Annotated in this window: 11 protein-coding genes and 1 pseudogene; all 12 read left to right on the top strand. The window is 32.1% G+C overall.

Annotated features, from left to right (window positions below; translation table 11 throughout):
* Positions 1–102: 102 nt before the first annotated feature.
* The 12 genes and pseudogenes from hisG to B4H69_RS12170 all read left to right on the top strand — a co-directional run bounded on the left by hisG (position 103) and on the right by B4H69_RS12170 (position 13,200).
* The gene (hisG, locus tag B4H69_RS12115; RefSeq protein WP_180905307.1) at positions 103–960 is read left to right on the top strand and encodes an ATP phosphoribosyltransferase; all 858 of its coding nucleotides are present in this window, start codon (positions 103–105) and stop codon (positions 958–960) included.
* Positions 961–1,031: 71 nt separating this feature from the next.
* Positions 1,032–2,331: pseudogene (gene hisD / locus B4H69_RS12120) on the top strand (histidinol dehydrogenase).
* A 72-nt stretch (positions 2,332–2,403) separates the two neighbouring features.
* A complete protein-coding gene (hisC, locus tag B4H69_RS12125; RefSeq protein WP_180905309.1) occupies positions 2,404–3,450 on the top strand; it encodes a histidinol-phosphate transaminase in 1,047 nt (348 codons plus the stop codon).
* A gap of 2 nt (positions 3,451–3,452) precedes the next feature.
* A complete protein-coding gene (hisB, locus tag B4H69_RS12130; RefSeq protein WP_180905310.1) occupies positions 3,453–4,586 on the top strand; it encodes a bifunctional histidinol-phosphatase/imidazoleglycerol-phosphate dehydratase HisB in 1,134 nt (377 codons plus the stop codon).
* Positions 4,587–4,664: 78 nt separating this feature from the next.
* On the top strand, positions 4,665–5,243 hold the full coding sequence (gene hisH, locus B4H69_RS12135; RefSeq protein WP_180905311.1) for an imidazole glycerol phosphate synthase subunit HisH: 579 nt from the start codon (positions 4,665–4,667) through the stop codon (positions 5,241–5,243).
* A 19-nt stretch (positions 5,244–5,262) separates the two neighbouring features.
* Entirely contained in the window at positions 5,263–8,382 is a 3,120-nt protein-coding gene (locus B4H69_RS12140; RefSeq protein WP_280045811.1) for a S41 family peptidase, read from the top strand.
* Positions 8,383–8,457: 75 nt separating this feature from the next.
* Positions 8,458–9,171 carry a 1-(5-phosphoribosyl)-5-[(5-phosphoribosylamino)methylideneamino]imidazole-4-carboxamide isomerase gene (hisA, locus tag B4H69_RS12145; RefSeq protein WP_180905313.1) on the top strand — a complete coding sequence of 238 codons (714 nt, stop codon included), beginning with the start codon at positions 8,458–8,460 and terminating at the stop codon, positions 9,169–9,171.
* Positions 9,172–9,218: 47 nt separating this feature from the next.
* Entirely contained in the window at positions 9,219–9,593 is a 375-nt protein-coding gene (locus B4H69_RS12150; RefSeq protein ID WP_180905314.1) for a four helix bundle protein, read from the top strand.
* 103 nt (positions 9,594–9,696) lie between these two features.
* Entirely contained in the window at positions 9,697–10,449 is a 753-nt protein-coding gene (hisF, locus tag B4H69_RS12155) for an imidazole glycerol phosphate synthase subunit HisF (protein ID WP_180905315.1), read from the top strand.
* Positions 10,446–11,057, top strand: coding sequence for a bifunctional phosphoribosyl-AMP cyclohydrolase/phosphoribosyl-ATP diphosphatase HisIE (gene hisIE / locus B4H69_RS12160; protein ID WP_180905316.1), 612 nt, complete (start codon positions 10,446–10,448; stop codon positions 11,055–11,057). The genes hisF and hisIE overlap by 4 nt, the downstream gene beginning before the upstream one ends.
* A 179-nt stretch (positions 11,058–11,236) precedes the next feature.
* The gene (locus B4H69_RS12165) at positions 11,237–12,700 is read left to right on the top strand and encodes an ankyrin repeat domain-containing protein (protein ID WP_291094156.1); all 1,464 of its coding nucleotides are present in this window, start codon (positions 11,237–11,239) and stop codon (positions 12,698–12,700) included.
* Between the two features lie 8 nt (positions 12,701–12,708).
* Positions 12,709–13,200 (top strand): DUF2271 domain-containing protein, encoded by a 492-nt coding sequence (locus B4H69_RS12170; protein ID WP_180905318.1) that lies wholly within the window; start codon positions 12,709–12,711, stop codon positions 13,198–13,200.

Below are 13,200 nucleotides of genomic sequence, written 5' to 3' on the forward strand. Positions count from 1 at the left end.
TCACAATATCTAAGTCCCGTTTGAGTAAATCGAACGGGATTTTTTGTTACTTCAAGATTTAATCATCGATTTACTCAAACTTAAAAATATAAAATATTAAAAATGAGTAAATTAAAAATAGCCATTCAGAAAAGCGGTCGATTAAGTGAAAAATCACTCGAATTATTGAAAGATTGCGGAATTAAAATCTCTACAAGTAATCGAAAATTAAGAACCGAATCTCCAAATTTCCCTATCGAAGTTTTATTCTTGCGTGACGACGATATTCCGCAATATGTAGAACAAGGGGTTGCTGATATAGGCATTTTAGGCGAAAATGAAGTTTGGGAAAAAGATAAAAATGTCGCACAAATTCGTCAATTAGGTTTTGCAGGTTGCAAACTTTGTTTAGCGATCCCGAAAGATGAAATTTATACGGATTTAAGTTATTTTCAAGATAAAAAAATTGCTACTTCTTATCCACGTATTTTAGGGAAATTCTTCCAAGAAAAAGGAATTAATGTTAAGATTGAAGAAATCGGTGGAAGCGTAGAAATTGCTCCAAGTATCGGTTTGGCAAATGCTATTTTTGATATCGTGTCTACGGGTTCAACGTTATTAACAAATGGCTTGAAACAAGTGGAAACAGTGGTTGAATCACAAGCTGTTTTAATTTCTAATAAAAATCTTGATGCTGAAAAACAAGCTATTGTAGATCGTCTTTTATTTAGAATCGAAGCAGTTAAACAATCTTCTGAAAACAAATATATTTTATTAAACGCACCAAACGAAAAGTTAGAAGAAATCATTGCTTTGTTGCCCGGAATGAAATCTCCAACAGTCTTACCATTGGCCGAGAAAGGTTGGTCATCAATCCACACAGTCATTAAGGAAGATACTTTTTGGGACATCATCGAGCAATTGAAAGCTTTGGGTGCGGAAGGAATTTTAGTGTTAGAAATTGAAAAAATGATTTTATAATTTTTTATTGACGATTTACAATTTACGACTCAATCGTAATTCGTAATTCTAAAATCGTAATTCATAACAAAATGCAAACATATATCAAACCTCAACTTTCAGATTGGTCAACGTTAACAGCTCGACCAACGAAAGAAGCACAAGATTTACAAAAAATCGTTTTAGATGTTTTTGGAAAAATTCAAGCGGAAAAAGACCAAGCATTAATTGATTTTACAGAAAAATTTGATCAAGTTAAGTTAACTTCTTTAGAAATTTCTACTCAAGAAATTGAAGAAGCAAAAACTTTAATTTCTGAAGATTTAAAACAAGCAATTCAATTAGCAGCTTCTAATATTGAAAAATTTCACGCTGAACAACGAGAAGAAATAAAAGTTATTGAAACAACAAGAGGTGTAAATTGTTGGAGAGAATCTCGAGGTATAGAAAATGTAGGAATTTATATTCCAGGTGGAACTGCTCCGTTATTTTCTACGACATTAATGTTAGGGATTCCTGCAAAATTAGCGGGTTGTCAAAATATTATTTTGTGTACTCCTCCAAATAAAGAAGGAAAAATTCACCCAGCGATTTTATATACAGCAAATTTAATTGGAATTGAGAAGATTTATAAAGTTGGCGGAATCCAAGCTATTGGTGCGTTAACTTTTGGTACAGAAACAATACAAAAAGTTGATAAAATTTTTGGACCGGGAAATCAATATGTAACCGCTGCCAAACAAGTGGCTCAAAATTTTGGAGTTGCTATTGATATGCCTGCTGGTCCAAGTGAAGTTTTAGTCATTGCAGATGGAACCTCAGTTCCTAAATATGTCGCAGCTGATTTATTATCGCAAGCCGAACACGGAATAGATTCACAAGTGATTTTATTAACAACTAACGAGCAAACGTTGAACGAAACTATTGTTGAAATTAATGCTCAATTAGAACTTCTACCAAGAAAAGAATTAGCGGCTAAAGCTTTAGAAAATTCGAGAGGAATCGTGTTAAATTCTATCGAAGAATGTGTGAATTTTTCTAATATTTATGCACCAGAACATCTAATTTTTGCTTGCAAAACGGCTGAAAGTTATATCGAAAAAATTATTAATGCAGGCTCTGTTTTCTTAGGAAATTATTCGTGCGAATCCGCTGGAGATTATGCATCAGGAACTAATCACACTTTACCAACCAATGGTTATGCAAAGAATTATTCTGGAGTTTCCTTTGATAGTTTTATCAAGAAAATCACGTTTCAGAAATTAACTGCTGATNNATGAAGGAATTCAAAATATCGGTCCAGCTATTGAATTAATGGCCGAAGCCGAAGAATTATTTGCACACAAAAATGCGGTAACGCTACGTTTGTTAGACTTAAGATCTAAGGCGTAAGTCACAAAGAATAATTCAAAAGTATTAAATAAACAAAATCTTAAGTCTTAGAACTTAAACCTTATAACTAAAATGAATTCATTTAATATAAATAATCTCATTCGTCCCAACGTAAAAGCGATGAAAGCATATTCATCTGCTCGTGACGAATTTCAAGAAATAAATGACAATTTCGTTTTCTTAGATGCGAACGAAAATCCCTTCAATAATGGATTGAATCGTTATCCAGATCCTTTGCAACGCAATGTAAAATCGATTTTAAGTAAAATCAAAAACTTTCCTGCAAATCAGATTTTATTAGGAAATGGAAGTGATGAAGTTTTAGATTTAATTTTCCGTGCATTTTGCGAACCGAATCAAGATAATGTTATTGCGATTTCTCCTTCTTATGGGATGTACGGAGTTTTAGCTAATCTGAATGCAATTGAATACCGAAAATCTTTATTAAATGAAGAAGATTTTCAACCGAATATCAAAGATGTTTTCTCGAAAGTGGATGATAAAACGAAAATGATTTTCTTGTGTTCTCCGAACAATCCAACTGGAGAAATCATCAAAAGAGAATCTATTTTAGAAATTGTAAATCGTTTCAATGGTTTAGTCATTATCGACGAAGCTTATGTTGATTTCGCTAGAGAAACGTCTTGGATTGAAGAAACAAAAAATTATCCAAATGTAATTGTCACACAAACTTTGTCAAAAGCAGTTGGTTTGGCCGGAATCCGTTTAGGAATTTTGTATGCTTCACAAGAAATTGTTGATGTTTTAAACAAGATTAAACCGCCTTATAATATTAATCAATTAACGCAATTAAAAGCGATTGAAATTTTAAGCGATTACGATAAAGTGGTAGCTGTAACAAATACTATTATTCAACAAAAAGAAGTTTTAGAAAATGCTTTAACTGAGATTTCATTTGTAGAGAAAATATATCCAAGCGATGCCAATTTCATTTTAATTAAAGTAGATAATGCGAACGAACGTTACAATCAATTGGTTGAAAAAGGAATTGTTATTCGTAATCGAAACAACGATGATTTATGTCAAAATTGTTTGAGAATCACAGTTGGAACGGAACTTGAAAATCAGAAATTAATACAAACACTTAAAATAATATAACTTTGAAACGTGTACTTTTTATAGATAGAGATGGAACAATGATCTTGGAGCCAGCCGACTACCAAGTTGACAGCTTTTCGAAACTAGAATTCTATCCTGAAGCATTTACTTATTTAGGTAAAATTGCGAAAGAATTGGATTACGAATTAGCAATGGTTACGAACCAAGACGGTTTGGGAACGCCCGCTAATCCAGAAGAATTATTCTGGCCGATTCAAAATTTCGTGGTAAAAGCTTTTGAAAATGAAGGGGTGAAATTCGAGGATATTTACATTGATAAAACTTTTGCCCACGAAAATGCTCCAACGCGTAAACCTGGAACGGCATTATTAACAAAATACATCAATAATACAGAGTACGATTTAGTAAATTCGTTTGTGATTGGTGATCGAATAACAGATGTGAAATTAGCTCAAAATCTTGGTGGAAAAGGAATTTTTATCGCGAATGACGAAGCTTTAGGCGCTGACGAGATCAACTATAACGAAGGTTTAAATGAAACGATTGCTTTAAAAACAACGTCGTGGAAAGAAATTTACGAGTTCTTAAAACTTCAAAATCGCACGGCTTCAATTGTTCGAAACACGAATGAAACAAAGATCAAAATCGATTTGAATTTAGACGGAACTGGAAAATCGGATATTTCGACTGGTTTACACTTTTTCGATCATATGCTAGATCAAATTGCGCGTCATGGACAAATGGATTTAGTAATTAAAGTCAATGGAGATTTAGAAGTGGACGAGCATCACACTATTGAAGATACTGCTATTGCTTTGGGCGAAGTTTTTACTCAAGCTTTAGGAAATAAATTAGGCATCGAACGTTACGGATTCACTTTACCGATGGACGATTGTTTAGCACAAGCAGCGATTGATTTTGGCGGAAGAAATTGGTTGGTTTGGGAAGCTGAATTTAAACGGGAAATGATTGGTCAAATGCCAACAGAAATGTTCTATCACTTTTTCAAATCATTTACAGACGGAGCAAAAGCAAACTTAAACATCAAAGCAGAAGGTACAAACGAACATCACAAAATCGAAGCGATTTTTAAAGCCTTTGCCAAAGCTATAAAAGTGGCGGTTAAGCGCGATCCAGAAAAAATGATTTTACCATCAACAAAAGGACTTTTGTAGACTTAAGTCTTAAGGTATAAATTCTAAGGATTTTCTTTTCCTTATACACCTTATGACTTAGAACTTAGAACTAAAAAAATGATAGCAATAGTAAAATACAATGCAGGAAATGTAAAATCGGTGTACAATGCGGTAACTCGTTTGGGATACGAAGCAATAATTACAGATGATTTTGAAACCTTGCAAAATGCAGACAAAGTAATTTTCCCTGGAGTTGGTGAAGCAAGTTCCGCAATGACCTATTTAAAAGAAAAAGGCTTGGATAAAATTATTAAAAACTTAAAACAACCAACTTTAGGAATATGTTTAGGACAACAATTAATGTGCGCTTATTCGGAAGAAGGAAATACCGATTGTTTAGGAATTTTCCCTATTCAAGTGAAATTATTTCCTTCAACAGAAATTGTTCCTCATATGGGCTGGAATACGATTTATGATTTAAAAACACCTTTGTTTAATGATGTTAAAGAAAACTCCGACATTTATTATGTACACAGTTTTTATTGCGAAAATTCAGAATATACAATCGCGAAAACAGACTATATTTTAGAATATTCAGCTGCTTTAAATAAAGATAATTTTTACGCAACTCAATTTCACCCAGAGAAATCTGCAGGAATAGGAGAACAAATATTAAAAAACTTTCTAAGTTTATAGTAATTATAAATTCACACACATGAAAAAAATAGTTTTTACTTTACTTAGTGCTTTTGCAATTTCACAGGTTTCTGCTCAGGAAAAAGTGTATTTCACCTCTACTCCTTCTTTAAGTCCAGATGCTAAAACGGTTTATTTTAGTTACGATGGCGATATTTGGTCAACTGATATTAATGGCGGAAATGCAGCAAGAATCACAGCTTTAGAAGGCGAAGAAATTAATCCTCGTGTTTCACCAGATGGAAAATGGTTGGCATTTAGTTCTAATCAATATGGGAATTACGATATTTATATAATGCCTATAAATGGTGGACAAATCAAACAATTGACGTTTCATCAAGCCAAAGACGAAGTCGAAAGTTGGAGCTGGGATAGTAAATCGATCTATTTTACATCAAACCAAAATAATGGATTTGGAAGTTTTAAAATTGATTTAGATGGAAAAACACCAGAAGCGCTTTTTACAAATTATTTCAACACAACAAATGGTTTAGTAGAAACTCCTCAAGGCGAATATATTTTCACCAACTCGTCTGAAAGTGCAAGTCAAGTTACACGAAAAAGATATAAAGGAGAAAATAATCCAGATTTATTAGGATATAATCCAACCACAAAAAGTTATAAACAATATACCGATTATAACGGAAAAGATTTTAATCCAACAGTTGATAAAAACGGAATTATTTATTTTATTTCGGACGAAAATAATGGCGAATACAACTTATATCAATTAGCAAATGGTAAAAAAGAAGCGTTAACAAAATTTGAAACTTCGATTAAAAAACCTTTTGTTTCGGCTGATGGTTCAAAAGTTGTTTTCGAAAAAGATTATCAATTATTTGTTTACGATGTAAAAGCAAAAACATCGAAACCACTTATAATTAATGTTAATTCGAATAAATCTTTAGAAAAAGAACAAAATTTTGAAGTTGAAAATAATATTGATTATTTTGATATTTCTCCCGACGGAAAGAAAATGGCTTTTGTAAGTAGAGGAATTATTTTTGTTTCGGATAATGAAGGAAAGTTTGTCAATCAAATTTCTGATGGAAAAGAACGTGTTTTAGAAGTAAAATGGTTGAAAGACAACAAAAATTTAATCTTCAATCAAACCTACAAAGGTTATCAAAATTGGTTTAAAATTTCGGCTGACGGAAAAGGAAAAGTTGAACAATTAACTTCTGATTTAAGAAATAATCGAGACATTACATTCAACAATGATTTATCACAAGCTGTTTATTTAAGTGGACGCGATGAAGTCAGATTATTAGATTTGAAATCACTTAAATCATCAACAATTGTTAAAGATGAAATTTGGGCTTTCCAAAATTCGAAACCATCTTTTTCTCCAAATGATGAATATGTGTTATTCTCTGCAAAACGCAATTTCGAGTTGGATATTTTTATTCACAACATCAAAAAAAATACAACTGTTAATTTAACGAATACTGGTGTTTCTGAAGCTGATCCTACTTGGTCTCCAGACGGAAAATATATTTATTTTTCAAGCGATAGAAAAAATCCGTCCTATCCTTTAGGAATGCAAGAATCAAGTATTTATCGCGCTTCTTTAGATTGGTTTGATCAAGCTTATAAATCAGAGAAATTTGATAATTTATTTGTCGAAGAAAAAAAGGTTGAGAAGAAAGAGAAAAAAGAAGAAAAGAACGATTTTAAAGCATTAACTATTAATCCAGAAGGATTCTTGGAACGAATTGAATTGGTAACAGATCGTTTTGGATATCAGACAAATCCTTTTGTTTTTGCGGATGATAAAAAGCAATTTTTATTCTATAACACCAATCAAGAAAATGGAAAATTTCAGTTATACAGAAAAACAACCACTGATTTTGAAGAAGATAAAACAGATAAAATATTCAACAAAGGCGCTGATTTTATCGTAAAAAATGAGAAAAATCTTTATGCTTTAATCGATAATTCTGTTTACAAATTTGGCATTAGTTCTACAAATCCTGAAAAAGTTAGTATTAAATATAATTTCAATAAAAACTTAGCTTCAGAATTCAATCAAATGTACGAGGAAGCTTGGGCTGGAGTAGAAGAAAATTTCTATGATGAGAATTTTCACGGAATCGATTGGAAAGCTAAAAAAGAGCAATATGCAACGTTTTTACCTTATGTCAACAATCGAAATGATTTGAGAATTTTGTTAAATGATCTATTAGGTGAATTGAATTCTTCGCATTTAGGTTTTTCATCTTTCGGAAAAGAAGAGAGTCGAAGATTGAATTATTTCACCAACGAAACAGGAATTATTTTCAGAAAAGATCAACCTTTTACAGTTGAAAAAATCTTACGAAAATCTCCTGCTTTCCTTAAAAATGTTGATGTTCAAGAAGGTGATATTTTAGTGAGTGTAAATGGGCAAAAAATCGATCAAAACCAAAATCGTGAAACTTATTTTACAACGCCTAAAAAATTAGAAGAATTAACGCTTGAATTTGACCGAAAAGGAAAAACAATTTCGACGAAGATTCATCCAATTTCAAATAACGAATTGAAATCGCTTTTATATGATGAATGGATTTATGAAAATCGTCAGCGTGTAAAAAAATTAAGCAACGATAGAATCGCTTATTCGTACATGAAAAATATGTCTACTTCTGAATTGGATGTGTTTTTATTAGACATGGTAGAGCAAGAGAATAGAAAAGATGGTGTCATTTTAGATTTGCGTTTCAATACAGGTGGAAATGTACATGATAAAGTCTTGAACTTTTTATCGCAAAGACCTTATTTGAAATGGAAATATCGTGAAGGACAATTAACTGTTCAACCGAACTTTGCACCGTCAGGAAAACCAATTGTTTTATTAATTAACGAATACTCATTAAGCGATGCAGAAATGACAGCCGCAGGATTCAAAGCCTTAAAATTAGGAAAAATCATCGGTCAAGAAACGTATCGATGGATCATTTTTACTTCTGGAAAAGGATTAGTTGATGGTTCATTTTATCGTTTACCAAGTTGGGGAACTTATACTTTGGATGGACAAAATTTAGAAAAAACTGGTGTTAAACCTGACATTTATATTAAAAATACATTCTTAGATCGATTAGAAAATAAAGATCCTCAATTGGAGCGTGCAATCCAAGAGGTCATGAAAGAATTAAAATAAATTTAAGACTTAAGTTGTAAGGCGTAAGAAGTTACACCTTAGATCTTATGTCTTACACCTTAAAACTAAAGAATAATGAGAATAATCCCAGCTATAGATATTATCGACGGAAAATGCGTTCGATTATCGCAAGGCGATTACGATACAAAAAAAATATACAACGAAAATCCGTTGGAAGTAGCAAAAGAATTCGAGGATTACGGTATCGAATATTTGCACTTGGTGGATTTGGATGGCGCTAAATCAAAGCAAATCATTAATTATAAAACGTTAGAATTAATTGCTTCTAAAACCAATTTAAAAGTTGATTTTGGAGGTGGAATTAAGGCTAATGATGATATTAGAATTGCTTTTGAATGTGGTGCAAACCAAATTACAGGCGGAAGTATTGCGGTTCAAAATCCGACCTTATTTCAAGAATGGATTGATCAATACGGAAGCGATAAAATCATTTTAGGCGCAGATGCTAAAGATCGAAAAATTGCTACACATGGTTGGTTAGAAACCTCAGAATTAGATGTGATAAATTTTATCCAAGAATATAAAACCAAAGGAATTGATTATGTAATTTGTACAGACATCGCGAAAGATGGTATGTTACAAGGAACTTCAAACGAATTGTACGCTGAAATTTTAGCAGCTTCGGATGTCAAATTAATTGCTTCTGGCGGAGTATCCTCAATTGATGATCTAATCAAAGTAAAAGAATTAGGCTGCGAAGGAGCAATTTTAGGGAAAGCGATTTATGAAGGGAGAATTGATTTGAAAGTTCTTAGTCCTATGCTCTAAGTTCTAAGGAAAATATTTCGTAAATTTTACTTACTAAACTTATAGCTATGAATACATTTGAATCTTTGTTAGTATGGAAAAAATCTCACGAATTAACATTAAAAATTTACGAGATTACCAAAAGTTTTCCAAAAGAAGAAATATTTGGTATCACAAGTCAAATTAGACGTGCCGCATATTCTGTACCTTCAAATATTGTAGAAGGTCGAAAGAAAAGTACAATTCCGCACAGATTAAGTTTCTTATCTCATTCAATAGGATCCTTAGAAGAAGTTAAATATTTTCTACTATTATCTAAAGATTTAGGCTATTTAAATCAAGAAATTTATGATACTATTTTTCCATTAACTGAAGAAGTAGGAAGACTTTTAAATGGTTACGAAAAATTTATAAAGAACGACAACTTTAGTTCTAAGACTTAAGTTGTAATTTTAAAGGTATTTAAATTAATATAAAAAAAACAGTTCTAAATTTAGGATGTAGGATTCTAACCTTAAGTCTTAGAACTTAGAACTTAGAACTAAAATGTTAAAAAAAAGAATCATTCCGTGTCTTGATATCAAAGATGGACGAACAGTAAAAGGCGTTAATTTCGTTGGACTACGCGATGCAGGAGATCCGGTAGAATTGGCAAAAAAATATGTAGAAGAAGGCGCTGATGAATTGGTGTTTTTGGATATTACAGCGACTTTAGAAAAGCGTAAAACCTTAGCTGAAATGGTTGAAAAAATTGCTTCAGCGATTAATATTCCGTTTACGGTTGGTGGCGGAATCAATTCGGTGGAAGATGCTTCGGCAGTCATCAAAGCTGGAGCGGATAAAGTTTCAGTGAATTCTTCTGCTGTTAAAAATCCTCAATTAATAGCAGACTTAGCAGCTCGATTTGGATCGCAATGTGTAGTCGTTGCAGTAGATACTCGCGATGTCAGCGGAACACAAAAAGTTTTCGTAAGCGGTGGTAAAATTGAAACCGAATGGGAAACACTAGATTGGGTCAAAAAAGTAGAAGAATTAGGTGCTGGCGAAATTCTGTTAACATCTATGGATGGCGATGGAACAAAAGCTGGTTTCAAAATTGATATCACGAAAGCGGTTGCTGATGCTGTAAATCTTCCAGTAATTGCTTCTGGAGGAGCTGGAAAAATGGAGCATTTTACAGAAGTTTTTACCCAAACAAAAGCAAGTGGTGGATTGGCTGCAAGTATTTTTCATTTTGGTGAAATTCCAATTCCGACGCTTAAAAATTATTTAAAAGAACAAAATATTCCGATACGATGAACATCGATTTCAATAAAAGTAATGACGGATTAGTTCCTGTTATTATTCAAAATTATCTTAACAACAAAGTTTTGATGTTAGGCTATATGAACGAAGAAGCTTTTAACAAAACCCAAGAAATTGGAAAAGTGACCTTTTACTCTCGTTCAAAAAATAGATTATGGACAAAAGGTGAAGAATCAGGAAACTTTTTAGAAGTAAAATCAATTGCAGTTGATTGCGATAACGATACAGTTCTAATCAAAGCAAAACCTTTTGGACCGACTTGTCATACAGGTTCTACGACTTGTTTTAAAGAAGAAACCAACCACGGATTTGTATATGAATTAGAACAAACCATTAACGATAGAATTGATTTAGACAACGATCCAGATTCGTATACCAACAAATTATTCAAAAGAGGAATCAATAAGGTTGCGCAAAAAGTAGGTGAAGAAGCAGTTGAATTGGTAATTGAAGCCAAAGACAACAACGATAATTTATTTATTAATGAAGCCGCAGATTTAATGTACCACTATTTAATTTTATTAAAAGCCAAAGGTTTCAAATTAGAAGATGTAGAAAATGTTTTGAAATCAAGAGAAAATGGTCCAAGACGAGCTGAATAAAGTAGTTTAGAAATATAAAAGATTGCAGATTAGCAATCTTTTTTTGTTTTCAAAAAACTGATGTTTAGCAGAATTAACCAAATTTATTTAATTTAATTAGAATTAATATAAATAAAAATAATACTTTTGAAATCAAATTAAAATTAGTCTAAATAATCATTACAATATATTCTATTCATATGAAAAAATTATTCATTTCTGCTGCTATCCTTGTCGCTTCATTTATTCAAGCTCAAACGAATACGTTGATAGACGCTAGTTTTTGGAAAAATAATCCAACAATAGAAACTGTAAAAACTGAAATTTCGAAAGGAAATAGCCCTTCTTTTCAAAATGGTGGTTTCTTTGATCCAGTTGTGATAGCAATTAACAACAAAGCAGATTTTAATGTGACTAAATTTTTAATTGAACAAGAAGGAAACTCTGTTAACAAAAAAACGCATCACTCAAGAATTTATCTTCAATGGGCTGCGGCTGCAGGGAACTTAGAATTGGTAAACTATTTATTAGCCAAAGGTTCTGATGTTCACTATAAAGATAGCCACGGTTACGATGTAATTACGTATGCTGCGAGTGCTGGAAATCAAAATATAGCGGTTTACGATGCGTTAATTAAAGCTGGTGCCAATCCAAAAGTGAAAGGAGAAAATGGGACTAATTTAATTATGGAAGCGATTGCAAATGATGATGATTTAAAAGTGACAGAATACTTTATTTCAAAAGGTTTATCATTAAGCGAAAAAGATGCTAACGGACGTACTGTAGCGGATTATGCTGCTAAATTAGGAAACTTATCAATCATAGAGAAATTAATCGCGAAAGGTGTAAAACCTACAGATCAAGCTTTATTTTTTGCCACTCAAGGTTCGAGAACAAAAGAAAATGGCGTAGAAGTTTTCCAAGAATTAATTACAAAATATAAACTAAATCCGAAAGCGTTAAATCCAGACGGACAAACATTATTACATGCTTTATCTCGCAGAGGAAACTCAGAAACAATCAACTTTATCTTATCAAAAGGTGTTGATGCTAAAATTGCAGATAAAGAAGGAAACACTGCATTAATGGTTGCTGCTGGAGGAAAAAACACAGATTTAATCAATACATTTTTATCAAAAGCAAACAATGTAAATGCGGTTAATAAAAATGGTGAATCAGCTTTAACGAAAGCCGTTGCTTCTGGAACATCTCAAATCGTTTCTTTATTATTAGAAAAGGGCGCTAAAGCTAATATTGTTGATAAAGATGGAAATAATTTGGCTTATTATTGGTTCAATTCTTTCAAACCAAATGATGAATCATTCACTGAAAAACAAGCTTTATTAACAAATGCAAAAGTTGATTTTAAAACCACTCAAAGCAAAGGTGCAACTTTGTTACACATCGCTGTTGATAAAGGAAATGTAAATTTGGTGAAGAAAGCGATTGAATTAGGTGTGAATATTAATGCACAAGATGAAGACGGAAATACAGCGTTACACAAAGCAGCTTTGATTGCGAAAGATGATGCAATCTTGAAAACTTTGCTTGCTGCTGGAGCGAAAAAAGATATTAAAACAGAATTTGACGAAACGGCTTATGATTTGGCTGGAGAAAACGAATTCTTAAAGAAAAATAATGTGTCTATTGACTTTTTAAAATAATGAAGGAGATGAAATTTAACTTAATCAAAAAATTAGTTGGATTAGTTGTAATCTTAATGGCAACTGCCACTTTTGCACAAACAACAAAATACAAAACAATGATTCAGATGAATAATTACACAGGAAAAGAAGCCTATGTAGTGATTTCATTAATCAATCCAAAAGGACAATACGAAAAAACTTTAGGGGTTTTAGGAACAGATAACGAGTGGTATAACACGTTAAAAGAATGGCACAAATTCAATAGTAAAAAGAAAGAAAAATTAAACGGAATCACAGGTGCTTCAGTTGCTGGAGGAGCGAGAGCGACACGTGTCATCGAGTTTGATACTGCAAAATTGAATAAAGGATACAAATTACGTTTTGAATCTGCTGTTGAAACTCAAAAATATGTTGCAAAAGACGCTGAAGTTGCATTAAATTCTGCGGATTTAGACAACAAAGCAGGTATCAAAGGTTCAGTTTATATTAAAGCCGTACGTTTTATTAAAGTTCAATAA

It is taken from the genome of Empedobacter sp. UBA6745 (genome assembly GCF_002453775.1).
GTDB classification, from domain to species: domain Bacteria; phylum Bacteroidota; class Bacteroidia; order Flavobacteriales; family Weeksellaceae; genus Empedobacter; species Empedobacter falsenii_C.